Origin of the sequence: Legionella cherrii (assembly GCF_900635815.1) — a bacterium.
Lineage (GTDB): Bacteria > Pseudomonadota > Gammaproteobacteria > Legionellales > Legionellaceae > Legionella > Legionella cherrii.
In genome coordinates, this window is the sequence record NZ_LR134173.1 from 270,074 (window position 1) to 295,448 (window position 25,375).

Genomic DNA, 25,375 nt, shown 5'->3' on the forward strand with positions numbered 1-25,375 from the left:
TGAATCCGACATAAAAGGCCTATAAGTGTCTTTTATGTTGTTCAACAAGCGCGATTTTTATATCGAACCACATTAATTAAAAATGTATTCAATCATTTTAATAATAGGGTTAAATCTGTAGGAGCAACTTATGCAAATTTTCCACAACCTTGATGAATGGATAAGCTTTCGTAAAACATTATCTCCCTCACAAACTCTTGGCTTTGCACCAACAATGGGTAATTTACATGCAGGGCATGCCTCTTTATTTTTAGCGAGCCAAAAGGAAAATCAACATACTGTTTCAAGCTTATTTGTCAATCCGACGCAATTTAATCAAGCAGACGACTTTAACAATTATCCCCGCACTTTAGAAGCTGATCTTAAGATTATGGAAGATTCTGGCGTTGATTTTTGTATTCTTCCTAATGAACAATCAATGTATGCGGATCAATACAATTACCAGGTACACGAAAATCAGCTTTGCCAACTGATGGAAGGAAAACATAGGCCAGGACATTTTAATGGAGTATTAACGGTAGTAATGAAGTTATTCAATCTGGTTAAACCGCATAGAGCTTATTTCGGTGAAAAAGATTATCAACAATACCTGTTAATTCAAGGAATGGTTAAGGCTTTTTTTATGGATATAGAAATTAAAGCCTGCCCCACCATTCGTGAAGCAAGTGGTTTGGCTTACAGTTCTCGCAATAATCGACTCAATAAGGAACAGAAAGCTTTAGCGGAACAATTTGCCGCACTATTTCATCAAAAAGAGCTCAGCTGTGCACAAATCATTGAACGATTAACTGCAAAAGGGATTGCTGTAGAATATGTTGAAGAGCATCAAAATCGTCGTTTTGCTGCAATACGAATTGATCAGATCCGGTTAATTGATAATTATTCTTTAGAATAATTTTGAGCCCTTTCAAAACTTTAGCCTGGGTTGAGCGGCTGCCAAACCCAGGTTTTTATTCAAATTAATCGTTTATAAAGACTCAAGTATTTGAATAGAACCCGTCAAATTTTAATCGATTGAGCGCATTATTGCCTGCACATCCTCTATTGCCTAATCAGTGTGTTGATAGAGGCAAGAAACCCTCAAAGTCCTCAATTGAGACATTCTGGAAATTCCTGGTTGCAAGCAACCAGGCTACAATAATTCTGGAATTGCTTCGCCTGGAACTTCTTCCGTAATCGCCGGCTGTGGAGCAACTTGCTGATATTGGGTTCCAAGCGCTGTTGATTGTGCCGGAATACCAGCCCAATGAGTATTTTCAGGCAAACGCTCCCCTTTCATTAATAAAGAAAGGCTTCCTAAAGAAGAGTTTTCTTCCATTAGAGTATTGTAGAGAACAATTGAACCTACCCCTATATTGCACCCTGAACCAATGGTCACATTAGAGACTTTGAATATTCTATCTTCATAAAGATGAGTTTGAATGATGGTCTCTGCATTAATACATACATCATTGCCTATAGTAATTAGGTCAAATTCTGAAAACTCAGCGCTGTCAGTGAAAACTCTTTTACCCGCTTTAGTTCCAAGACAACGATGTATCCAAAGTGCGAAAGGAGTTCCTAAAACTTTGTTCGTTAAATGGGGGTTCGTATAGTAGTTATACGAATACTCAATCACATCATTTTTCCAAATAAAAGGATCCCAAATCGGTTTCGTTAAAGGCTTCAATCTACCCAACATCAACCACTTAAGAGCAACCAAGACTCCAACGAGACAGACTGTAAAGAACATTTCGGCTGGTGGTAGAACTAACGCGGTAGCAAACCAAGAATATTCACTTAACATATAGTCTAAAACGTAAAGCATATTGAATAATGCAATCAATGAAAAAGTTGACGGTAAAATAATTCGCATAAACTCAATGGCTAAACGCATGCAGTACAGTTTTTTTGATGGATAAAATGTATCCTTATCAGAAAAACCAACAAATAATTCTCGTTTTGGCAAAAAGACAGCTGGTGAACCCAACCAAGCAGAATAAGGCTGTGTTGCTTTGTCTCCAGGTGGTGTCACAGACAAACACCCGAGTAAAGCACCTTCCCCCATTGATTTACCTGCTGGTAATAAACTTACATTACCTACAAAAGCTCTTCGTCCAACAGTTACAGGAGCAAAAGAAATAAAACCATTACAGACGCTGGGCCAAGCCAAAGCGACTGAACTGGCTGCAAAGCCACCTTCTTCAATGGTTACTAGATCAGGAATAATATGAGGGGTCTCTCCCAGTTCTACGCCTTTACCCAGTTTTGCACCCAACAGGCGTAAAAACATAGGCAAGTACAAAGTATCTGCCATCACTGAGATTTCATCGCCATCTAATAATTTCACCATAATCCAATGGCGGAAATAATAAAAACTCTTTAAAGGATATTCGCCAGGTTTTATCTTATCCATAATGATCTTTTTACAGATTACGATGCATAAATAATATAATCCTAAAAAGAGTACCGCGCCTAAAGGTATGGCAAAAAACATCGTGGTAAAATAATGACTTTGATCATAGTAATAGCTAATCAAAGAGATCGATGGGATTAAGCATAAGTAATACACCACCATCACAAAAACAACGCCTAAATAGTGCAAAATACCAAACAGGGTATTTTCCAACATAGTCGATTCTTCAACTGCAATTTTTTTCCGGGTAACATGGTCAGCAGGTGCAGTACCAGCCAATGCAGGAGAACCAGCAAAATAGGTCCCTTGAGGGATTAAACCTTGATCATGAAGCATAGACATGTCATCCAAAACCCCATTATCTTCAATCTGTGTATTTAAACCCACCACTGCACGTGAGCCCACATAGCAATTATTGCCTATATTGATAGAGCCAATCTTTAACCAGCCATCTTCAACTATATACCCATTAAGTCTGCAATCAGAACCTATAGAAGTATTATCTCCTACTGTTAATAAATCATGTGCAGAAACCTGCATGGAACCCAAATGACAATTTTTTCCTATTTTGGCGCCTAACAATCGATAATATATAGCGGCTAACGGTGAGCCGACCAAAAATTTGGCCAAGAACAAATTCTTGAGCAGTCTTTGTACCAACCACCAACGAAAATAAAACCACCCCCAAAGCGGATATTCACCAGGTTTCACCCGGCCAAGTAAAATCCACTTCAAACAAATCGTGATAAATAACGAAATGATGGGCATAGATAAAAACAAAGCTAAAAACGCCAGTTGTGATTCTCTAGAAATAATCGAATACTCAGAACTCACCCAGCTGTAACACAAAATAACAGCCAATAGTTGTAAAGTACCTACTGCATATTGCAATAAACATCCAAAAAATTGACCAACACCACATAAATAATACTTCCACTGAGGTGCTCGGTATTTTTTCTTAGCCGCTTGTTCTTCGTTTACATGAGAATTGGCATTAAGCGCACTAAATTTCTGTTCCAACTGACTAATTGTTGGATTTTTATATAAATCAAGAATTGAGATATTTTTTAAAGCAGGTATTTTGCGTAAGTTAGAGATCACTTTCGCCGCATGTAATGAGTGTCCACCCAGATCATAGAAAAAATCTGCATCTACAGAAATATTATTACAATCAAATACTTTTTCCCAAACAAGAACAATTTCCCGCGCCAATTCTGTTTTAGGTTCTTTATAATTTGTCTCGGTCTTTTGTTGCGTAGGTTTAGGGAGTTCTTTCCGATTTATTTTACCACTCGCTAATACTGGAAATGCTTCTAGGGTTTCGATTAATGCGGGTAACATATAATCGGGTAAGCGAGATTTTAAAAAGTCTTTCAGTGCATTTACATCAAGAACATGATTTGTATCGAGGATCAAATAGGCAACTAATGTGGGTTGCTCTAATGCATGTAAACTAACAACTGCCTGCTTAATTCCAGCATATTGCATGATTACCGTTTCAATTTCGTTTAATTCAATGCGAAATCCACGCAATTTAATTTGATCATCTACACGCCCAGCAAAACGCAGGTCACCATTAGGCGCTCTGGAAACTAAATCTCCTGTTCGATACAAGCGCTGATTCTTATTTGCTGGATTTAAGATAAATTTTTCTGCTGTATTCTCCGGCCGATTGACATAACCACGAGCCAAAGCAACTCCAGCAATACACAATTCACCTTCTTCACCATCCGCTACTTCTCGCAATTGCTCATCAAGGATAAGCACTTCATAACCGGGTAATGGTTGGCCAATAGTGATTTCTTTGTCGGGATGACACTCTGCATAAGTTGCAATAATCGTTGCCTCGGTAGGCCCATATGTATTGACGATCCTCAGTCCGTCTCTACTCCAGCGTTTGACTAAAGCAGAAGAACACGTTTCCCCACCTAAAATTAAAAGCCGCAGATCAGGCAAATGTCCCTCTAAAGCGGACAAAAGAGTAGGTACTGTTGAAAAAACACTGACGCGATGCTGTTGTAAAAACGGAATTAAACCTAAACCGGAACGCACTTCTTTTGCAGTGCACGCAACAAGAGCGGCACCATTAGCAAAGGCCATCCAAAACTCTTCTAAAGAAGCGTCGAATGCTAAAGAAAATCCCTGATATACCTTATCATCACTGGTTATACCATAAAGTTTACTAGCAGTGTGTACATAGTGACAAATGCTGCGTTGTGTAATTTCCACCCCTTTAGGCTTTCCTGTTGAGCCTGAAGTGTAAATGATGTAACACAAGTCATCAGGACTCAAATCATCTCGAATTAATCTTTGTGTGGGACGTTTCGAAATTTCTTCAGCGAGTGTGTCAATCACATAAGTAGTTGGCCATGCCAGTTTTTTTTGGGCCAATTGCAGGGAAGAAGTTAAAACTGCATCAAAAGGGAGATCAGAAAAAATGTAGTTAATCCGCTCATCTGGATAATCTACTTCAATAGGCACATAAGCTGCGCCTGTTTTTAACGTAGCGAGTATAGCAACATAACATTCTATAGAACGTTCTAGTAGAATGCCGACAATGCTCCCCTTGGTAATTTTGTTTTCATAAAGAAAATGAGCTAATTGATTGGCGCGATTTTCTAATTCTAGATAAGAAATAAATGCATTATCACAAATCAATGCGATATTACTTGAATAATTATCAGCTGATAGTTCAAAAAAATGATGCAATTGCATAGTGTTATAACCGGGTGAAAAACTCAAATTGGTTGACTCCTACTAATTGCGCCATTTTTCCACAGTTTAATTGATTTTATTGCTTATTTTTAATAAAAAAGATGCGAGCAAGAACCTATATTCTCAATATATTATATTTAACATCAATAGTAAAAGGCTTATGGAAAAAAACACAGAAGCAAGATTATTTTTCGGGGATTATAATTGTTTGTCTAATTACAATCGAGCCCATTTGAAATAATTTTTTTAATTTTATTCTTTGTTCTAATCCCCAAAGTATGTCTATTAACAACAAAATGACATAGTGTCTTAATGAAACGAAGCACGAAGTTCTAAAATGCTTCCATCTTTCTTCGTTTCATCTAATCCAATTTTCCATGGCCCTCTTTATTAGAAGAAAAAGGAGGCTACTTAAAAATTTCTTGTAAGAAGTTAGTCATCGATTGCCAGGAGCGTTGCGCGGCAACCTCATTATAGATAGTCCCTAATTGCTTATCATGCGCAAGCGGATTAGTAAAAGCATGCTGCACATGCCCATACATATGCATTTGCCAATCCACATTGGCTTCGGTCATCTCGTTGCAAAATTCATGAACCTGATCAGGCTGCACCATAGGGTCGTCATAGCCATGCATTACTAAAATTTTGGCAGTGATGGGCTCAGATTTTAGGTTCCCAGGTTTATGCAACAAGCCATGAAAACTGACTACTCCCTTAAGATCAGCTCCAGAACGTGCCAACTCAAGAGCACACAAGCCTCCAAAGCAAAAGCCAATAACTGCAACTCGTTTACTATCAACCTCTGACATAGAGCACGCAGCAGTCAATCCTGCTTGAATGCGTCTTCGTAATAATTTTTGATCAGAAACCAACGGATTCATGAGCGCTTGTTTTTCTTCTGTGGTGGATCCAAGTTGGCCGTGGCCATACATATCTACAGCAAAACCAACATAGCCCATTTGAGCCAATAACTTTGCTTTCTCACAGGCAAACTCATTACGGCCGGTCCAATCATGAACAACTAATACTGCAGGACGTGGGCCAGCAAGAGCCTTATCATAAGCTATGTAGCCATGAAATTCCTGTCCGTTATCATGATAAATATGATTTAAAGTATGCATTGTAGCTCCCTAAATAAGCCATTAAATTCTTTTGAGGCCTAGTTTATAAAATTGGACTAGAGAGATAAAGTCATGAAATAAATTAAGTATTATTTAATAGCTCACGATTATCTTAGCCCCGCTTTCACTTGCCCATCGTCCATTTTGCATCATTTTTTTAGTAATCCATCTCAATATTACCCGCAAACAAAGATTAGAAAAAACCAATAAACAATAATTTATACTAAACTTAAAGTAAAACTCTGAAGGGGATATAATCATGATCACTTCATCATTAATCCATGTACGAGACATTTTACACGCCCAACTGTGTTATCAGGCATTTATTACACCTATCTTTTTACCTTTGGAAAAAGAATATCGAGATTTTGCAAAATTGGCTTGTGAATTTATCGAAGGGAGACGCACAGAAGTGATACATAATGAATTCCCGCGGCATCATGTATTACATCGTTTTGCCCCACAAAAAAATTCAAAAGGAAAAAAAGTACTGATTACCCATGGATGGATATCACGCGCCGCGTACATGGCTCGTTTAATTGATGTGTTACATCAACAAGGATATGAAGTATATGCGCTTGATTTTCCTGCTCATGGTGAAGCCAAAGGACTACAGCTCCCTTGGACTGATGCGGTTGCCATTTTGAAGGATACCATCAATCAATATGGTCCTTTCTATGCAGTTATTGGACATTCTTTTGGCGGTTCTATGTTACTCAATACCCTGAACGTAGCAGGTCAACTGCCTGAATGGCAATTAAAACATAAACCTGAACGTGCGATTTTAATTGCATCACCAACACAAATGCGCAGCCCCGTTAACCACATTGCCAAAAAGTTTAAACTGAGTGGACACGGGTACTTGTATTTACGCCAGGTCATGAAGCAGCAAGCGCGCTTTGACATCAAACTAGTGCGTCTACAACATTTCATTTCTCAATCACCTAATATCGCTTTCTTATGCATTCATGGGGAGCTCGACAAAACGATTAGTACTAAAGAATCGATCGAATTCTGTAAAAAATATCCAGATGCCAAACTTTGTCTCCTTCCGGAGGCAAATCATGTGAGTGTATTATTGGATGAACGAGTAGAACGCTTAGTAAGTGACTTTTTGGAATAAACGATTAGGAACATAAGCGAGAGGTTATGCTTTGGGGGCTTAAAGTTTGATCAGCAGAATGACTGTTAGGTGACTCACTGTGTGTCGGGCCAAGCCCAACACACCTGTATCAAAGATTTTCTATATATTGTCGCAATTTTTTCATTGCATTTTTTTCAAGCTGCCGAACCCGCTCAGCAGATACGCCATACTTTTTAGCCAAATCATGTAACGTCAGCTTATCTTCAGCTAACCAACGTTGTTGTAAAATATCCTGGCTGCGTTCGTCTAATTGCTCAAGAGCAAGCATCAATTTTTCACGACCTTGATCGCCGGCATTTTCTTTTTCTAGCATGACGGAAGGATCATCATTTGCATTGAACAAATAACGCTCAGGCGCCGTATAAAATTCATCATGATCATCTGCATCAGGAGCATCATAAGGGGTATCCATTGCATTCAGGCGCTGCTCCATGACTAAAACATCTTCACAACTTACGCCTAAATCGTTTGCTACCGCACTCACTTCTTCACGGCTCATCCATCCCAAACGATTTTTCATTTGGCGGAGATTAAAAAATAACTTACGCTGTGCTTTAGTTGTAGCAATTTTAACAATACGCCAATTGCGTAAAACGAATTCATGAATTTCTGCTTTTATCCAGTGCACAGCAAAGGAGACCAGACGTACTCCCATTTTCGGGTCGAATCGTTTGACCGCCTTCATCAATCCAATATTACCTTCCTGAATTAAATCGTTCAGAGGCAAGCCATATCCCAAATAACCGCGAGCAACGCGAACAACATAACGCAAATGAGCAAGGACTAAACATCGCGCAGCCTCAAGATCTCCTTCAGAATGAAAACGCTCAGCATAAGCAATCTCTTCCTCTAAGGATAACATAGGAATTTGATTAACCCTGTGAATGTAAGAATCAAGACTGCCCACAGGTAAATTCATTTCGGCAAGTTGCAAATATTGACTCATACTTCTTTCCTCTAACATTTCGCGATAGAAATTAGGTGAAAAATAAGACGAAACCTTACAATTGTGGTTCAATGGAAGCCAATTGACGTTTTACAGATAAACGTGCCCCCATCCATCCTAGTATAATTGCAAATAAAACAAGTAGCAAGATCTGACGCATTGACAAACCGGTTAACGGATAGTGCATTTGATAAGCAACTGCCAACTGATTTACCGCTGAGCCTAGACTGAAAATAAAAATATTCACCATAAAAACCGCAAAAACAGCGCCTAATGCGCCATACCAAACACCTGAATACAAGAAAGGTCTCAGAATAAAGGGATCTTTTGCGCCAATTAACTTTAAAACCTGGATTTCTTCTTGTCGGCTATGAAGTGCCAAGCGTAAGGTAGTGCCGACAATCATAATGACGGCCATTGCCAATAAAGCCAGTAATGCGTCTGCAAACTTAGCGGCAAACCCTAAGACGGCATGCAAGCGACTTATCCACTCCATATCAACTTTTGCATTGTCTACCTGTGATAGAGTTTGTAACTGTCGTGCTAATAAATCCAATTTAGCCGGTGAATCAATGATTAACGCAGGCACTACATCAATCAATGCTGGTAAAGGATTCTCCGGAAGATAACGCATAATATCCTGCATCCCCTCTTGCTGGGTTAATTCCGATAACCCATCGGTAGAGGATTTTAAGGAAACTTGGGCTACACCGTCGGTCTCACGGACTTTTTGCAGAACAAGCTGTTGTTCTGCTTCAGATAAACCGGGTTTTAAATAAAGAGAAATATGCCCGCCACGCTGCCAGCTTGCAGTTAATTTAGCAACATTATCTGAAAATACCCAAAAGAGAGCCGGTAAAGCTAAGGCAATAGCGATTACTATAGAAGTCATCATCGTTGCCAATGGTTTGCGGCATAATAAATTTAGGCTTTGTACCGCCGCCTGCAGATGATAAGAAAGGATGGCTTGTGCTTTTTTTAACACATTCGTCCTCCTTTGAGCATAACAATACGATGTTTCATTCCGGCAATTAATGCCAAATCATGGGTGGCAATTAATATGCTGACGCCCACTTGATTAAACTGCTCAAAAATAGCCATGATTTCCGTGGAAAGTTTGGGGTCAAGATTTCCTGTAGGCTCATCAGCCAATAACAGTGAGGGCTTATGTACAACAGCACGAGCAATCCCCACGCGTTGCTGCTCTCCACCAGATAAATGGACAGGAAGCATTTTTTCCTTGCTTAATAATCCCACCATATCCAGGGCAGCATGCACTCTTTTGGCAATCATGGGAGAGGGCATCCCCTGAATGTGTAACGGTAAAGCGACATTGTCAAATACGGTACGATCATTCAGTAAGTAAGGTGATTGAAAAGTAATTCCCAATTGACTGCGATGCGCCGCAACATCGCGCTTTTTTAACTGATTCAAACGCAATCCATTGACGGTTAACTGGCCAGAAGTGGGCCATTCTAAAAGAGCAATTAATTTGAGTAAGGTACTTTTTCCCGCTCCTGAATGTCCAGTAAGAAAAACCATTTCTCCTTTTTGTAAGGAAAAATTCACTTGACTTAACGCTTCAAAACCACCTGGATAACGTTTAGTTACTTGGTCAAATGTGATCATTGAATAGTGCACCAACGAATTGTGTTGCATCAAAGGGTCGTAAATCTTCTATCCCTTCACCAATCCCTATATAACGAAAGGGTATTCCTAATTCATTCGCAATGGCAAACAAAATACCACCTTTAGCGGTGCCATCTAATTTAGTCATGGTAATCCCCGTCAGCCCTACAGCTTCGTGAAATTGTCGGGCCTGAACTAAAGCATTTTGCCCTATGCTTGCATCCAATACCAACATCGTTTCATGAGGAGCCTCTGGACAAAGTTTCTGTAGAACTCGTTTTACCTTCTTTAACTCATCCATTAGATTGCCCTGCGTATGCAGCCGACCCGCGGTATCAGCGATTAAAATATCTATTTTGCGTGCTTTTGCTGCTTGCAATGCATCAAAAATCACCGAGGCACTATCTGCTCCGGTATGCTGTGCAATCACGGGGATGTCATTACGCTCGCCCCAAACATGCAATTGCTCCACTGCCGCGGCTCTAAAAGTATCTCCCGCAGCCAACATGACTTTCTTACCTTGCTGCTGAAATTGTTTCGCCAGTTTCCCTATGGTAGTCGTTTTACCAGCACCATTAACTCCAACCATTAAGATAACAAATGGAGAATGATCTGCTGTTTCTAAAGTTAAAGCGTGGCTGTTTTGACTCAAAATTGCTTGTAAATGAAATTTCAGCGCATCATAAACAGCATTCCCATCTGATAACTGCTTACGAGCCAAGCTTTCGGCCAACTGATTTAATACAGTTTGAGTGGTCTCCATACTAAATCAGCGCTGATCAAAAGAGTTTCAAGCTCATCCATCAAATCTTGGCTGATTTCCTTTTTACCGAGCAGTAACCGCCCAATTCCATCCCCTAGCTGATGGCGTGTTTTACTTAATCCTTTCCTGAAACGTGCAAAAATCCCCTCTTTTGCAGGCTCTTGTCCCTGTTCAATTACTTCCTCAGGAACTTCAGGCATCGAGTCAGTAACACTTTGTGAATGATCGGCCTCTGCAGAGGTAGAATCATGACTTCGCTTAAACCATTTAATCATATAGTATACAAATCCTGAAAAATATGAAATTCTATCATCTTTTTTACTTTGAGGTTAAGTTGTGCGCAAAATACTCTTTACTTTACTCATGGTACTATCTTGCCAGACCTTTAGCCAAGTTCAAGAGTTTATCTTGAATAATGGATTAAAAATCTTAATTAAAGAAGATCATCGAGCTCCTATCGCCGTATCAATGATTTGGTATAACGTCGGCTCCGCAGATGAACCCGGCGGAATTACTGGTATATCACATGCCATGGAACATATGATGTTTAAAGGTACTGAAAAATATCCTTTAGGCGTCTTTTCCAAAACCATAGCTGAAATTGGTGCCCAAGCGAATGCATTTACCAATAATGATTATACCGCTTTTTTTGAAAAAACGGATGCTTCAAAACTTGCTACCAGCTTTGAGTTGGAAGCGGATCGTATGAATCATCTACTTCTTGATGCTAATGAATTTGCCAAAGAAATTAAAGTAATCCAGGAAGAGCGGCGTCTGCGCACCGATGATAATCCACAGGCACTTGCCTTCGAACGTTTTTTGGCTGCGGCACACTTAAGTGCTCCTTATCATCATCCGGTTATTGGCTGGATGAGTGATCTGAAACAGATGACCGTTGAAGACCTCAGGGAATGGTATAAAAAATATTACGCACCCAATAATGCAACGTTGGTGGTTGTAGGGGACGTTAACCCAGAACAGGTTCATGCATTAGCAGAAAATTATTTTGGCGCTTTGCCCAAACAGCCCATACCTGAACGAAAATTAAAAAAAGAACCACCTGAGTTAGGTCAGAAGATTGTTCATATTCAAGCCGCAGCAAAATTACCTTTACTCATGATTGGCTACTCAGTCCCCAGTGTGGCCACCGCAAAAGAAGCCTATGAGCCTTATGCCTTAGAAATCATTGCTGGAATTTTAGACGCAGGGGACAGCGCTCGTTTTTCAAAAAACCTCATTCGAGGCAAGCATGTTGCTAACGGCGCAGATACCTATTATAACCCCTACACAAGATATCAAACTCAGTTCATCGTCTATGGTTCTCCTAACCAAAATCATACAATCAATGATTTACAAAATGGGCTACTTAATGAGCTGGATGATTTGAAAAAAAATCCAGTGAGTGTGATTGAATTACAACGGATTAAAAATCAAATCATTGCACAAAAAACTTTTGAAAAAGACTCTATTTTCGGACAAGCCTCAGAATTAGGCCTTTTAGAAACAATCGGTGTGGGTTGGGAAAAAAGCAAAGATTACTCCCAGGCAATTAATGCAATTACACCGCAACAAATTCAGCAAACAGCACAACGTTATTTTCAAGAAAAGAACATGACTACAGCAATCTTAGAACCTAAAACACAAAAGGTGGCACCATGAGAATTTTTAGCGCGTGTATTTTGGCAATAACGATTGGACTGTCACAAACTGCGACAGCGAGTGTATTCAAAACCGAAAAATGGATCACTAAAAATGGAGTTCGGGTTGTTTTTTATCCCGCTATGGAAGTTCCTATGCTTGATATCAGCATCGCTTTTGCAGCAGGATCGGCCTATGACGAAAACCAATATGGACTCAGTGCTTTAACCAGCAGCATGATGAATCAGGGAAATGCTGGCCAAAACGCAACAGCAATAGCTGAGTCGCTCGCTGATGTAGGCGCTCAATATAAGGTCGAAATCAACAGAGATATGGTGGTATTTAGTCTTAGGACATTAGTTAGCCAGGAAGCGATGAACAAAGCGGGAAAGACCTTCACTCAAATCATTAACCATCCCGATTTCCCAGATGCGGCTTTTTCAAGAGAAAAGAAACAACAGCTGATGAGCATCGAACAGACTCAAGAATCACCTGAAGACGTAGCCCAGCTTCGTTTTTTCCAGGCTTTATACCAACAACATCCCTATGCACATCCTGTTCGTGGGACAACGGAAACGGTTAATGCAATCAGTAAAAGCCAAGTTATTGAATTTAATAAACGCTATTATGTAGCAAAAAATGCTATTTTAGTTATGGTGGGCGCCATTAATAGTCAAGCGGCACATCAGCTTGCCGATCAATTGACTCAGGAACTGCCGGAAGGACAAGCAGCGCCTCCGATTCCTAAAGCCTCCCAACTAACCAAGGCAGAAACAATAAATATTCCATTTCCATCATCGCAAACCGTGATACGCCTCGGCCAGGTCGGTGTTGATCATCATAATCCAAATTATTTTCCTCTCATTGTAGGAAATTATATTTTGGGAGGTGGTGCGTTAGTTTCACGGCTTGCTGTAGAGGTAAGGGAAAAACGTGGCTTAACTTATGGTATAGAAAGCCAGTTTGCTCCCATGTCAGGATATGGACCTTTTCTTATCAGCTTATCGACCAAAAATAAACAAACTCAGGAAACATTAGATGTGATTCAGGGTGTTTTGCGAGCCTACATTGATAAGGGTCCAACTGATGAAGAGATGAATGCAGCAAAACAATACCTCACTGGAAGTTTCCCACTTTCTTTATCCGGTAATCGCAGTATTGCAAGCCTCTTATTGCGAATGAATTTTTATCATTTACCGGAAGATTTTCTTGATACCTATACTGCCCGGATCAATGAGATAACCAGTGAGCAAGTGAAACAAGCATTCAAACAGCAAGTCAATCCCGATAAATTGTTATTGGTTACTGTGGGTAAATCATGAAGCAGGTCGTGCGCATTATAGGAGGGTTATATCGAGGAAAAAAAATACATTTTCCAGATATAGAAGGCCTGCGCCCCACCCCAGATCGCGTGCGTGAGACTTTATTTAATTGGCTTATGCATGACATCAGAGAAGCACACTGCCTGGATGCCTTTGCAGGGAGTGGTGCTTTAGGTTTGGAAGCCTTTTCTCGAGGGGCTGCACACATTGTTTTCCTGGAGCAATCTCCCAAAGCCCATGCCAACCTACAGAAAATAATTACCACATTTAACGATCCGAAGCTTAAACTACTCCAAACCGATGCGGTACAGTATCTTCAGCACAGTAAAGAAGAATTTGATATTATTTTTCTGGATCCACCTTTTGCGCAAACCTATCTTCCTCAATGTATTTCATCTATAGCGCAAAGTAATGTTCTCAAACCTGGAGGCCTTGTTTATGTGGAATCCCCTGCAGTGATTCACATGGATGAAAAAAAGTGGAAGCAAATAAAACTAAAACAAGCGGGACAAGTAGTCTATGCGTTATTTGAGAAACTCAATTAATTTTTTACATGGTTAATTCATATAATTCCTCATCGATAGGCTTGACAAGGAGCCTGGCTCCTGTTTCAATCAAACGAATAATTCCAGACATTTAAGAATATTGAATGAACAACAAGCTTGTCATGCTGTTTATTGTCTCAATCCTGCTTTCAGGTTGTAAACATGGTGGCGTTCTCTTTAAAAAACCACCGGTTAACAATCCTAGTGATGATGCTACAATTAAATTGGCTGAAGCAGCGGTATCTGTAAGCGATTCCATGCATGAAATGGCGCGCGTTGAAAAAGTAATTCTACCACCACCAGTAGATAATACACTGACTATACCTAATGCGTATAATCTACAAGCCAGAGCAAGTGTAGACTGGTCTGGTCCTATTGAAGAATTAACTGCCCGCATTGCGAAATCTGCGCATTTCAGGCTCCGGGTTTTAGGAAAAGCTCCTTCAATTCCCGTTTTAATTAGCCTTAATGTTAAAGATCAAAGTTTAGCTGAAATCCTGCGTGATATTGATTACCAAGCTGGTCAAAAGGCCAATATTCACGTCTATCCTAACAGTCAGGTTGTTGAATTGCGCTATGCCAAAATTTATTCCTAGTTTAATAGTTGTATTGTCTGCGTTACTCATTGGATGTCACTCATCAAAATATATGGGTGACACTACCTCATTAGCCGGGCTACAAGCTATGGCTAATGTAAACCAAAAGGAAAGAAATAAGAGGCAAAACGGTAGAATTCGTCAAACAGCACTACGAGAAACAGCTTTAAGCCTTGGGGCGCAAGCAGGTTTGGCCGCTCGCGCAAAGGTCATTGATGAGCACCTTATAAGACAATCGCGCAGGCTTGATGCGATTTATGATTTTAATTCACTAATCCTAGAGCACAACATCCTGCCTCCTGTATTATTAGAAGGAAGAAATACCCTTAATCTTGCTGATGCGCAAACAATACGCATTTCCGATCGCTCCTATAAAGTTGCAAAACAAGCCCATTTTGTTACGACACCCCCCACTTGGCGACAATACCTATGGCTGGATTATGTCAAACCGGAATACCCGCACTATACCCTACTGCCCAAGACCAAGGTAGAGAAGAAGATGTGGTGTCTTTATGTAGCTAAGGGCTGGAAAAATGGTATTGATCAAGCCAATACCATTCTTGAGGAGAACATTGCCCGTCTTAAAGAAGATTTCGCTGGCATGATCCTTTACAGGAAGTTATTAGCAATGAATATGGTATCCCCACCGTTTGTCTCTCACACCGATTTGGGAATCACCGGCGACGCGTCCGAAATTCATATTGACGACAGGGTTCTAAGAATAACTGCATTGCCAGCACTGAATATCAATAGCGAACAGTGGCGAGCTGCGGTTTCTAAAGATGAAAATGCACTCGAGCAATTCAAAAATATGGAAAAATTGGCAAATCGTTCTAAAATTATAATAACGGATAAATCCTGGCAACCAACGATTGCCCCAGTTAACGACAACAATAGAATTCACTGATTTTTGTATGAATAATAAAACTTATTTAATGCCTGATGAGCCAACACGATTCACTCCACTGTTTATGGATAAAATGTTGGAGCATACAGAGCGTTTAAATGCCTCTGATATTACCATTCAAACAGGCGAACCCATTTATGCAGAAGTTTATGGAAAACTCTTACGCATAACAAATCGTCGTTTATCCAACACGGAACTTGGTGATTTAATTAATGCAATCTATGGTCCTAATGCCACGACCCAGCTTCTTTCGGGTAAAGATATTGATACTCACTATGAATTTCGTCCGAATCGCGGGGTCAGATACCGTTACCGGGTCAATGGAACTGCCTGTCTTGTGGAAGGCCATGATGCAATCCAGATTACTTTAAGAACGATTCCTACCACTCCTCCGAGACTTGAGACGATGAATCTACCCGATAATGTGCTGGAAGCCATTGCTCCTCAAGAAGGAATTGTTTTTATAACAGGAGCAACGGGTTCAGGTAAATCGACACTATTGGCATCTATTATTCGTGACTTAATTGAAACCGAAGATTCAAACCGTAAAGTCTTGACCTATGAATCTCCAATCGAATTTGTCTATGATGAAATTGAAACCATATCCGCTGTAGTAAGTCAGTCAGAAATTCCTCGCCACTTGCCTAGCTTTGCTGATGGGGTAAGAAACGCTTTACGACGTAAGCCGCGTTTAATTATGGTGGGTGAGTGTCGGGATGCAGAAACAATCAGTGCTGCATTAGAAGCTGCTCTTACTGGACATCCAGTATACACCACTTTGCACACCTCGGGTGTTGCAGAAACCATGCGCCGTCTAGTCACCTCATTCTCTGGCGAAGAACGTTTAGGAAGAACGATTGATATTTTGGAAACGATTCGATTATGTATTTGGCAAAAACTGGTACCTACCGTAGACGAAAAACGAGTTGCCTTACGAGAGTATCTGGTGTTTGATGAAGAAGTCCGCGATATTTTACTTGAAAGCGATCCTAATGATGTAACCTCTGCTACCCGTAAGTTAGTACGCCAAAAGGGCCAACTGATGACCTGGGATGCAAAAGCGAAGTTTGAACAGGGCATTATTAGTGAGCGAGTATACAAATTAATTATTGCTGGAGCGAAAGAATATCAACAATAGAATAATTCATCCAAAAATCTTGAACCCTTCCCTGTAATACAGCAGCCTTGTTATTGTTATTTAAATTGGCCTCCTATTTATACCGTTATCTAGGGATATTATCCTTTAAGCTCTAATTTTAGCTATAATAATTTTATAGGACAGGTATGCTTTTTTTTTACCCGTACGTAGGAATTATATGAACGATCCGATCATGCTTTTGGATGCCTCATTAAGAGATGGTGGGCACCGAACTAATTTTCATTTCGAAGACATTCATTTGCAAAAAATCATTGGCCCACTCGATAATTCAGGTATTGAATATATTGAAATTGGTTATCGTAATGGGATGCAAGCTCCAGCTGACTTAGGCAGAGCAGGATTGTGTGCAAAAGATTATCTACTTCTTTGTCGATCGTTAATCCAAAAAGCAAAAATGGTCGTGATGGTTTTTCCAAATAACATCACTCAAAAAGATCTCATGGAATTAAAGGACTGCGGTGTTGATTTATTACGAATTTGTATTGCTAAAAATCAATTGGCCTCAGCCTTACCTAAAATCAAAATGATAAAAAATGCGAATATGCATGTTTCGGTAAATCTGATGCATATCTCTTATTACCAAGAAAAGGAGCTTGATGACTCGATCAAACAAATCAGTGAGTATAATCCAGATATCATTTATTTTGCCGATTCAAATGGTAGTTTATTACCGTCTCGTACCCAAAAAATTTATGAGCAATACATTAGTAAATACCCTTTCCCATTTGGTTTCCATGCTCATGATAATCTTGGTCTAGCTCAAGCGAATGCCTTGGCAGCAATGAGTTCAGGGGTGCGTTTTATTGATGCATCGTTAGCGGGAATGGGTAAAGGCACTGGGAATTTAAAGACTGAGTTTTTTGTCGCTTATTTACATTCGATTCAATTAAAAAAATACAATTTGGAAGATGTATTGAAGGCTGCTAATTTTGTCCGTAGCGCGTTAGGGATAGGCCAAGAACCTATAGAAATGTCTGAATTTATCCGTGGCATTTCGGATCTCTCGAGTATAAGTTATAAACCTACAAGTTAGGCGTGCTTCCTTTAAAGAATAAAACAAGTTTACGATTTGAACGAGCTCGTGGGGCTTTTTTCAGTAACTGCAGATTGCAATATATCCGAATGTTTATGATTGGGTTTTTCCAAAAATCCCTTAGCCAGCGCTTTTAAATCGGGATCGCTTGGATTGGCTTGAATTTCTTTTTCCAATTTTTGGATCTTTTTATCTCTCATATCACCTGTAAACTCTTTATAACGTCCTTTGACTTCATCTTTAACATCTTGAGTCACCTTATCAAAGCCACCCCTGCGATTTGCTTCTTGGCATAGCAGAACGCCATGAATATTTGCACGGGTATTTGCTACCGTACAATTATCGTATTTTTGAGGTTTTTGATCGATAGTACTTATGGGTTCTTTACCTTGAGTGACTTTCTGAATTTCCGACATAACTTGTCCGTGTGATAACCCTTTATCGTGCCCACTCATCACGTTATTTATAAAGTCAGGAGTAACGTCCTTGGTATTTACCTCATAAATTTGCGTTCCAAACTTTCCTTTTGCCCCTTCTCCTCGATTGGTGAATACCAAATAAGTTTTATCAGGATTTCCTTCAACCGGCACAAAGGATAACCCCATAGCATGTCCCTTACAATTTATGGGAACCGAGGTTACTTTGCCCTCTTGTACTCGATCAGAAAGTGCTTTCCCAGCTTTAGGGCTTCCTCCAGGAGTACTGTATTCAAACTTCGCTTCCTTATTTGCAAAAGCAAAGGCATCTGCAATTTGCCCAAAGTCTTTTTTGGCCGGTTCTTTTTTACAATCTTGGCCATATTCCCTTATGGCATCGGACATCATGTGATAAGCAGGGCCTACATGCGCACGCTGTGAAGAGGTTTTATCGGCGCTTTCCATGACGATACCCAACACCAGACCGTATTCCTTTACTCGGTGCAATTTATCTGGACGAGATTGATACCCCCCCTCAGGAGGAGTGATGGTCTTTTGTTGAATCGCCTGTTGTCCTCGCTGGCTTTTAATTGCAATATCATATTCATCCATTGATTGAACATCATATTTTGCGCCTGAATTAAGCAAAGTTTGCGCCAGAGAGAAATCTTGGTTTTGCAATGCTTGAGTTAATGGGGACTGTCCGCGTGCATTTTTTGCAGAATTTAAAGCGGTAGGCAGGTCTTGATAGCCACAATCTTTAGCAAGATCAGTTAATTCAGCTTTGGGATCAACTTGAAGTTTTAAAATTGAAGCAAGCATCCTTTGTAAAAATAGAAATAACTCTTGGAAAAATCGATCTTCATCTATTTTCGCTTTTTGCAAACCTTTAAGTTTATCTTGAGCCATATCGCTCTGGCTCATTGCAGTACTTTTAGGAGCAGTCAGTTCTGGCATGATGCAAACAACCTTATGTGTATATGTATCTGATTATATCACAATGCGCTTTTAAAACTTTCAACATCAACAATGAAGTAATTATCTTTTTCAGCACTATTATTTAGCTACAGGCGTCTCGGCACCACCTAAATCGTTACCCCCTGACTTAGGCGGGCTAGACTTTTTTTTACTCTCATTATCCTTATCACTACTCGGAGTCGCATTACCCTGAGCAGTAACATCGCCACCGCCGCCAGCTTTGCCTAAAAGACCTTTAGCCATACCAACACCTTTCACACCATAGCCACCCAATGTCTTATCGATTTGTCCTTGTGCGGTCTGGGTTTCCTTACCTGCTTCTTGCGTCTTACCTTTTACTTCCTCGCCCCATTGTGCGGTTTCTTGACCCAAGCTTTCAGGAGTACCTCCAATCCATCGCAAAACTTTATCTGGCAGATAGGATATTAGTGTGAATGCTTTTTGAATTATCACTAAGTACAAAGAGGTATAAGTTAATATTGAGAAGAAGAATGCATAAATTCCCGCCCAATCCGTATATCCACCGGTACCAGAAGGCGAGTCCGAACCATCTTGCGACCAGAATCCAGCCGCGAGATGTGCTGGATCTTGATTAGGCCGTTGTATAAATGCGATAGCCTGATCATATCCGGCATTTAAAACCCATACGCCTACGTAAGATAATGCGATGGCAGAAATATATCCTATAATCATCATCGAAGGTCTTAGGAAGACATTAACCAGGATCATGATCGCAGCCTCACCTTTACCAAAAGCGTCATGTCCCTCAGGATGGGTCACCCCCAATGCAACAATAGGTGCGGCAACCATCGCTTCAATGACGGAGATTAACCAGCCCAGAGCACCAAAAGTGAAAATCATATACGGTAATATTGGAATATAATAGGCCGTTGTAAAGCCTACACTCACCATGACCCCCACCCAGGCGATCACCAGCGGCATAGCCAAAGACATCATCGCAAAGATAAAGATACCAAATACCGGGATTAACGCACTGGATACTGCCATATTCAATAAAAGCATCCATAAGTTACCTGCAAAATTGATGTACTCATTTCCCATATTGGCTAATGCAACAACTGGGTTTACCCCGGGTTGCGCGATAATTTGAAGCCCCTGCTGGAAGATTGTTGCCATTCCTTGTAATGGAATCATCAAGAATGCCATAACCACACTATTGATAATCTGGCCAAAAATATCAAGGAACAGGTTATATACGGTCACTAAGATAATATTATAAAATATGTTTCCAAGAATTTGTCCCAGGCAAATCGAGAAGAACGGTTTTACTTCACCGCAAGAAAAGTTTTGTCGTTGTAATCGATACAAAGATGTGTTCACGCTGAAATTGATGCTGTTTGCAAAAGTGAGTTGCTGTACCCCTGGTTGACCAGGAGTTTGCATCATCAATCCATTGTTAATAAAACCATATACTGTAGATGCAGACTGCGTTTTATCACTTTTCATCGAGGATGACCAAGAGGGCTTTTTATCTGTATCGCTTGAAGTAATTAACGCTTGCACCGCTTTTAATGGAGCATTATCTTGATTAAACCAAGTACATAATGTGGTAAAATCTTTACCCTGATCCGTCATGTTTCCAGGACCACAAGTAATACTCGTACCATTGGTGCCAATTACAAATGGACTCGTAATCGCTTGAGGATTAAAGGTACTCCCATCCAATCCGGTACCTGAATCGGTTTGAGCTGAATTCGCGATAGATGACGTTCCTTGAATCTCCACCAAGTTAAAAAAGTAAGCACCGGCCATAATCCAGCCTTGCATCTCGGCATTATTGATAAAGTCAGTGGCTTTAGCATTGTCTGATGCATTATTAATCAGGCGGGATAGATTTACCGTTGGCATCATAATGCCATTGTAATCATTTATCGCATTGATTAATTCATTACCATTTAACAAAGTTCCACCCATTGGAGATCCTGGCACTGGCCCCCAAATCACGCATCGATCATCTGGCGGAGTAGTGCTGTTATAATTGTCACACACTGTTCCATCTTTTTTATAGGGTACACCGAATTGCTCCGTTGCCACTGCAGAATAAGCACTTGGGTTTGGTTTTTGATTGAACGGTATTCCTGGATCATTGGTTATCATAGACCGAGCCACTGGCGACAAATCCGAATACATTTGCTGGATTGCAATAGCGCGAGACATCTGCGTGGCGGCAATCTCTCCAGGAGTTAACGTGTTATTTCCAACTTTCACGTTGTTTCCTGCAGTGAAATAATTCATTTCAACCTGGCCATCTTTACCTATTACAGGATTACCGTTTTGATCCAGTTTAGGACTAGCACTTCCAGACAGTAAGGTGCCAAAGTTGGAATTCAGGGTGGTAATACTGTTCCATTTAATGGTGCCACAGATTCCATTAAGAAAACTATAAGGGGAACTGGAATCAAAATTAGGCATGTCTACACTCCAAGAACTTCTATTTGGAGAAGCATTTTGAACCGCAACCGCATTGACCGAGCCTAAGAAATCTGGAACTACATTATTACAAAATTGCTGCATGGTAGAACCTTGAGCAGCGGAGTAACACGCTCCTGTTTTTTGCGATTGGGCATCCAGCAGGGCTTGTCTTTGAGTCGTCAGTTGAGTCTGCAATCCCAACATACATACTTGGCCAGCAAGGATATTGACGACACCATTTGCAATACCACTAATACCTGTAGTTCCAGTATTGGTTAAATCAGAGGCCGGATTTATCTGTTGTGCTTGAATAATAACGCCACCACGATTCAAATAGCTTAAAGCAGCATTCCATACTTTATCTGCAGCACCAACCCCTTGCACAACAACCCACATGACAAAAATTTGCATTAAGCAATAACCAGAGGTCTTTGGGATCAATAAAGCTAAACCGACAGTGGAGCGAATTGGAATCCAAATAGAGGACCACTTTTGTCCAAGCATCTGCCCTTCATGAGCAGTATTCATGGTGGCTACCAGGAGGGTATACATAATAATGATACCACCTAATGCCAAAACAGCAGCGTTAAATACGGCAAACATGTTGCCCATAATTTGGCTGCCAGTACCACTTAAAACACCATCAACAACACCGAATAAATTACCAAGAAATACTACAGAATAATCACTCGCAGGAGGAGCAAAACTCAAAGCACCACCACTACTATCCGCTAAAACCAATCCAGGAAATAAAAGGAGGAGTAGAGTAACTAACAACTTATTCATTTCTTCTCTCCCAACAACCCCTGCCTATACCATTCATTAAAAGTACACCCTAACTTACGATTTTTCATTTGAAAGTACCAAAAGTGGTAACGGAAGGCTAAAACTAGTGCAATCATAGTAACAATAATGCTCACAAGAAACGCTCTTATCGAACCGTAAAAGAGCTGATATCCAGCGTATACAAAAATCAAAACAGCGGCGAATACCATAAGTATACTTAAACGAAACAATGATTTTTGTTTCGTAAGTATATTTTCCTCGCTAAGATTCAGAAGCTTCATCGCTTCACTGAATGATTCACCCTCGGTAGGTGCTTTCTGGGGTACAAATAAGCGTTTGAATCCATTTCCTAAATATAAAGTAAACGCCCTCATTCGTTCCCAATCGAACCACCTACGGACATTAAGGATCGATGAAATTAGCTTAATTATTCTTGACCGCTTTTTCATATATTTTACTTCTTTCTTTTACCTTTCATAATATACTATAGTAGTAAGTAATGGTTTCGTCCATCCGCTAATTATAAGTAAAGAAAGAGTAAAAAATGCCAGATCTTAGTCACGAAGCATCCGCACAATACTGGTTTGAATATATTGATCCTATGATCTATAGAGTGATTACTTTTATGGAAAGTGTGGAGGATTGGACTCTTGATGGAAATCCAGAGTTTGAGCAGGCCATGGAGCAATTAGGCAGAGAACTTGACGACATAGAAAAGATAGACATGGGGCTGTTAGCCGAAGAAGAAAAGTTTATTCGCATCGTAGGGAATATCAAATCAGGCAGAGGCCTACGTCTGCTGCAGGCAATTGATACAGTCCATCCGGGCAGTGCCTCTCGAGTCTTGATTCATGCAGAAGAAACAAGTACAGGAAGTCATGATTCAGCCGGAGTTTTTCTCAAAAGAAATATTGTATTTGAACGTTTAAGGTTGTTGTCGCGAGTTTTTTGCCAGTACCGGCTAAAACTTGTTTTACGTGCACTTGAAGGGGAAGAATAAATGAAATTATCGTCGTCCAAATTTGTATTGCTTAATCTGCTTTGTTTTACCGTTTTTCCTGCTGCAGCAGACAATACAACCAATTTATACAATCAACAAGAAACGTCTACGAATACCCGAAAACTCGTCCAATATTTCCAAAATTTTGGTAGTTATTTGGGTTTTGATGTAACGCAACAGCCTCAAAATCCCCAAACCTACATACTCAACTACAATCTAATCAACCTACCTGTTGCACAACTGGCGCAAACCTATATGCTTTACACTTATTTAGGTGCGATTCCCGTCAATACGTTTACAAGTGGTAGTAATCAGAATAGTGGAGGCAATGAAAGTGCCGCAACTCCCTTCTCTCAGCTAGTGCCTACGAATATTCCGACTGCTTCAGCGATTAATCAGCTGGTTAATAATACATTTAATGGCTTTAATGGTTCGAGCTCTTCTGGCTCCTCTGGCCAGTCAACAGTTACTGCGAATCCATTATTCGATCAATCAGTTCAATCGAATCAATCAGGTGGTAGTGCCCTAGGCTTCACTGCGAATCCATTGTTCAATCAAATACAAGGTGGCAGTCAAGGTCAGGGATCTTTTCAACAAGAGCCAATTAGCCAAGCGGTACTCAATATTTTAGGAACACCGGATATTAGTTATTGTATGAAATATGACCAGTCTCCAACTACCATGACTGAGAATTGCGGCTACCTGTATGGCACTTTAGTATCTGCTAATGCAATAGGAGCATACATCCCCAATGCGACTACTTTTTTTAACGGCCAATACATTTCACAATTTTTAAATCAGCTTAACAGCAACGCATTAACTGGTCCATTAATGTATTCAACCGATAGTCTTGGGGTGGGTACCGGAACAAATAACGGCCTCACCGCGCAAAATCAAGAACAACTCGCCAACAATTTTATACGTTACGTTACCGGGAGTATTGTTCCTATAAAATTACCAAAATGGTATGACTATGATCAATTGGTACAGAAGACGATTCCTAGCTCATCCAACAGCGGCGGCGCTCCTACTCCGCAACAAGTTCAGGCGACACAAACAATTTCTAAATATCTTGCAAGCTTACGTACCTACGCAGCTCAAAGCTCAGTAGGAATAAGTAACCTCTACTTTATTATGTCGAAAAGAATGCCTCAATCCCCCCCTCAGAATGCACAGGGAAGTCAGCAAGGTCAAAATCTCACGCCAATGAGCCAAGCCTTAAGTGAGTACAATATGGCCACTTGGCGGTTATTCCCTAATGCTGGTGCGGGTGGTACCACTGGCACTGGTAGTACTGGAACTACTGGTACTGGGTCAAGCGGTACTGGCCAATCAGGTGGTAGCCAATGGATAACTCAACTTAACACTGCAGCTCCTGCTACTGTAGAAAAAGAAATTGCGATCTTACTCGCTGAGATTAATTATCAACTTTATTTAGATCGTCAAATCCATGAGCGTCTTTTAATGACGAATAGCATCTTGTTGTTACAAAGCGTTCGTTCAGGCGCACCAAATGCAGATCTGAATGCGGGACAATAACTCCCTTATATCCCTTCAGGGTGAAAGAGCCATTTCACCCTGATTTATTTTAGCTCAATCATTTCATCGCCAGCCTTTGAATTTCTTATCAATTCAAAGACGACTTCGAGTAATCTCCTAAGCACTTTTAAAAAGATGGTGCAAAAAATGATGCATGTGATATGATTTCACGCATATTATAACTTTCTGTTTTTTAATAAACTTAAGGCTTGATGTTTTATAAACCTAAGTAAAACGTCTTTTTTTTCAAAGACTAAGTCAGACCTGTCTCAGAAAATATGAGCAATTAAGCCAGAAAATTCAGGACCTA

19 protein-coding genes and 1 pseudogene are annotated in these 25,375 nt (G+C 40.3%); 11 read left to right on the plus strand and 9 right to left on the minus strand.

Annotated features, from left to right (window positions below; translation table 11 throughout):
- Positions 1 to 130: 130 nt before the first annotated feature.
- On the plus strand, positions 131 to 895 hold the full coding sequence (gene panC / locus EL022_RS01110; protein ID WP_028380746.1) for a pantoate--beta-alanine ligase: 765 nt from the start codon (positions 131 to 133) through the stop codon (positions 893 to 895).
- A 237-nt stretch (positions 896 to 1,132) separates the two neighbouring features.
- Here panC and EL022_RS01115 read toward each other — a convergent pair whose 3' ends face one another.
- Entirely contained in the window at positions 1,133 to 5,137 is a 4,005-nt protein-coding gene (locus EL022_RS01115; RefSeq protein WP_241972221.1) for a Pls/PosA family non-ribosomal peptide synthetase, read from the minus strand.
- Between the two features lie 380 nt (positions 5,138 to 5,517).
- The gene (locus tag EL022_RS01120; RefSeq protein ID WP_028380744.1) at positions 5,518 to 6,231 is read right to left on the minus strand and encodes a dienelactone hydrolase family protein; all 714 of its coding nucleotides are present in this window, start codon (positions 6,229 to 6,231) and stop codon (positions 5,518 to 5,520) included.
- A gap of 259 nt (positions 6,232 to 6,490) precedes the next feature.
- On the opposite strand from EL022_RS01120, the gene EL022_RS01125 reads away from it, so the two are divergent.
- A complete protein-coding gene (locus tag EL022_RS01125; protein WP_028380743.1) occupies positions 6,491 to 7,354 on the plus strand; it encodes an alpha/beta hydrolase in 864 nt (287 codons plus the stop codon).
- Positions 7,355 to 7,463: 109 nt separating this feature from the next.
- Here the strand turns inward: EL022_RS01125 and rpoH are convergent, their stop codons facing one another.
- The 4 genes and pseudogenes from rpoH to ftsY form a co-directional block, all read right to left on the minus strand.
- Complete coding sequence (gene rpoH / locus EL022_RS01130) at positions 7,464 to 8,321, minus strand: RNA polymerase sigma factor RpoH (protein ID WP_028380742.1); 858 nt, start codon at positions 8,319 to 8,321, stop codon at positions 7,464 to 7,466.
- Between the two features lie 55 nt (positions 8,322 to 8,376).
- Positions 8,377 to 9,306, minus strand: coding sequence for a permease-like cell division protein FtsX (gene ftsX, locus EL022_RS01135; protein WP_028380741.1), 930 nt, complete (start codon positions 9,304 to 9,306; stop codon positions 8,377 to 8,379).
- Complete coding sequence (gene ftsE / locus EL022_RS01140; protein ID WP_028380740.1) at positions 9,300 to 9,950, minus strand: cell division ATP-binding protein FtsE; 651 nt, start codon at positions 9,948 to 9,950, stop codon at positions 9,300 to 9,302. The genes ftsX and ftsE overlap by 7 nt, the downstream gene beginning before the upstream one ends.
- A pseudogene (gene ftsY, locus EL022_RS01145) lies at positions 9,937 to 10,988 on the minus strand (signal recognition particle-docking protein FtsY). The gene ftsE and the pseudogene ftsY overlap by 14 nt, the downstream one beginning before the upstream one ends.
- A 61-nt stretch (positions 10,989 to 11,049) precedes the next feature.
- Here ftsY and EL022_RS01150 point away from each other — a divergent pair.
- The 7 genes from EL022_RS01150 to EL022_RS01180 all read left to right on the plus strand — a co-directional run bounded on the left by EL022_RS01150 (position 11,050) and on the right by EL022_RS01180 (position 17,913).
- The gene (locus EL022_RS01150) at positions 11,050 to 12,372 is read left to right on the plus strand and encodes a M16 family metallopeptidase (RefSeq protein WP_028380738.1); all 1,323 of its coding nucleotides are present in this window, start codon (positions 11,050 to 11,052) and stop codon (positions 12,370 to 12,372) included.
- Positions 12,369 to 13,673 (plus strand): M16 family metallopeptidase, encoded by a 1,305-nt coding sequence (locus EL022_RS01155; RefSeq protein ID WP_028380737.1) that lies wholly within the window; start codon positions 12,369 to 12,371, stop codon positions 13,671 to 13,673. Before EL022_RS01150 ends, EL022_RS01155 begins: the two co-directional genes overlap by 4 nt.
- Complete coding sequence (gene rsmD / locus EL022_RS01160; protein WP_028380736.1) at positions 13,670 to 14,218, plus strand: 16S rRNA (guanine(966)-N(2))-methyltransferase RsmD; 549 nt, start codon at positions 13,670 to 13,672, stop codon at positions 14,216 to 14,218. The genes EL022_RS01155 and rsmD overlap by 4 nt, the downstream gene beginning before the upstream one ends.
- 104 nt (positions 14,219 to 14,322) lie before the next feature.
- On the plus strand, positions 14,323 to 14,814 hold the full coding sequence (gene dotD / locus EL022_RS01165; protein ID WP_028380735.1) for a type IVB secretion system lipoprotein DotD: 492 nt from the start codon (positions 14,323 to 14,325) through the stop codon (positions 14,812 to 14,814).
- Positions 14,795 to 15,721 carry a type IV secretion system DotC family protein gene (locus EL022_RS01170; RefSeq protein ID WP_028380734.1) on the plus strand — a complete coding sequence of 309 codons (927 nt, stop codon included), beginning with the start codon at positions 14,795 to 14,797 and terminating at the stop codon, positions 15,719 to 15,721. Before dotD ends, EL022_RS01170 begins: the two co-directional genes overlap by 20 nt.
- A gap of 7 nt (positions 15,722 to 15,728) precedes the next feature.
- Positions 15,729 to 16,859 carry a Dot/Icm type IV secretion system ATPase DotB gene (dotB, locus tag EL022_RS01175; protein ID WP_028380733.1) on the plus strand — a complete coding sequence of 377 codons (1,131 nt, stop codon included), beginning with the start codon at positions 15,729 to 15,731 and terminating at the stop codon, positions 16,857 to 16,859.
- A 178-nt stretch (positions 16,860 to 17,037) separates the two neighbouring features.
- Positions 17,038 to 17,913: a beta/alpha barrel domain-containing protein gene (locus EL022_RS01180; protein ID WP_028380732.1), complete on the plus strand. Its 876-nt coding sequence runs from the start codon at positions 17,038 to 17,040 to the stop codon at positions 17,911 to 17,913.
- A 29-nt stretch (positions 17,914 to 17,942) separates the two neighbouring features.
- On the opposite strand, the gene ankD is transcribed toward EL022_RS01180, so the two are convergent.
- The 3 genes from ankD to icmV form a co-directional block, all read right to left on the minus strand.
- Positions 17,943 to 19,286 carry a Dot/Icm T4SS effector AnkD/LegA15 gene (gene ankD, locus EL022_RS01185; RefSeq protein ID WP_028380731.1) on the minus strand — a complete coding sequence of 448 codons (1,344 nt, stop codon included), beginning with the start codon at positions 19,284 to 19,286 and terminating at the stop codon, positions 17,943 to 17,945.
- 99 nt (positions 19,287 to 19,385) lie between these two features.
- Positions 19,386 to 22,526 carry a type IVB secretion system protein DotA gene (dotA, locus tag EL022_RS01190; RefSeq protein ID WP_028380730.1) on the minus strand — a complete coding sequence of 1,047 codons (3,141 nt, stop codon included), beginning with the start codon at positions 22,524 to 22,526 and terminating at the stop codon, positions 19,386 to 19,388.
- Positions 22,523 to 22,975 carry a type IVB secretion system protein IcmV gene (gene icmV, locus EL022_RS16170; protein WP_028380729.1) on the minus strand — a complete coding sequence of 151 codons (453 nt, stop codon included), beginning with the start codon at positions 22,973 to 22,975 and terminating at the stop codon, positions 22,523 to 22,525. The genes dotA and icmV overlap by 4 nt, the downstream gene beginning before the upstream one ends.
- Before the next feature lie 95 nt (positions 22,976 to 23,070).
- On the opposite strand from icmV, the gene icmW reads away from it, so the two are divergent.
- Positions 23,071 to 23,526 (plus strand): type IVB secretion system protein IcmW, encoded by a 456-nt coding sequence (icmW, locus tag EL022_RS01200; RefSeq protein WP_028380728.1) that lies wholly within the window; start codon positions 23,071 to 23,073, stop codon positions 23,524 to 23,526.
- A complete protein-coding gene (gene icmX, locus EL022_RS01205) occupies positions 23,527 to 25,065 on the plus strand; it encodes a type IVB secretion system protein IcmX (protein WP_028380727.1) in 1,539 nt (512 codons plus the stop codon). It begins immediately after the preceding gene.
- Positions 25,066 to 25,375: the final 310 nt, after the last annotated feature.

Coding starts and splice junctions, on each gene's coding strand:
- panC (WP_028380746.1), top strand. CDS start 131: ATGCAAATTTTCCACAACCTTGATGAATGGATAAGCTTTCGTAAAACA.
- EL022_RS01120 (WP_028380744.1), bottom strand. CDS start 6,231: ATGCATACTTTAAATCATATTTATCATGATAACGGACAGGAATTTCAT.
- EL022_RS01125 (WP_028380743.1), top strand. CDS start 6,491: ATGATCACTTCATCATTAATCCATGTACGAGACATTTTACACGCCCAA.
- rpoH (WP_028380742.1), bottom strand. CDS start 8,321: ATGAGTCAATATTTGCAACTTGCCGAAATGAATTTACCTGTGGGCAGT.
- ftsE (WP_028380740.1), bottom strand. CDS start 9,950: ATGATCACATTTGACCAAGTAACTAAACGTTATCCAGGTGGTTTTGAA.
- EL022_RS01155 (WP_028380737.1), top strand. CDS start 12,369: ATGAGAATTTTTAGCGCGTGTATTTTGGCAATAACGATTGGACTGTCA.
- rsmD (WP_028380736.1), top strand. CDS start 13,670: ATGAAGCAGGTCGTGCGCATTATAGGAGGGTTATATCGAGGAAAAAAA.
- dotD (WP_028380735.1), top strand. CDS start 14,323: ATGAACAACAAGCTTGTCATGCTGTTTATTGTCTCAATCCTGCTTTCA.
- EL022_RS01170 (WP_028380734.1), top strand. CDS start 14,795: ATGCCAAAATTTATTCCTAGTTTAATAGTTGTATTGTCTGCGTTACTC.
- dotB (WP_028380733.1), top strand. CDS start 15,729: ATGAATAATAAAACTTATTTAATGCCTGATGAGCCAACACGATTCACT.
- EL022_RS01180 (WP_028380732.1), top strand. CDS start 17,038: ATGAACGATCCGATCATGCTTTTGGATGCCTCATTAAGAGATGGTGGG.
- ankD (WP_028380731.1), bottom strand. CDS start 19,286: ATGCCAGAACTGACTGCTCCTAAAAGTACTGCAATGAGCCAGAGCGAT.
- dotA (WP_028380730.1), bottom strand. CDS start 22,526: ATGAATAAGTTGTTAGTTACTCTACTCCTCCTTTTATTTCCTGGATTG.
- icmV (WP_028380729.1), bottom strand. CDS start 22,975: ATGAAAAAGCGGTCAAGAATAATTAAGCTAATTTCATCGATCCTTAAT.
- icmW (WP_028380728.1), top strand. CDS start 23,071: ATGCCAGATCTTAGTCACGAAGCATCCGCACAATACTGGTTTGAATAT.
- icmX (WP_028380727.1), top strand. CDS start 23,527: ATGAAATTATCGTCGTCCAAATTTGTATTGCTTAATCTGCTTTGTTTT.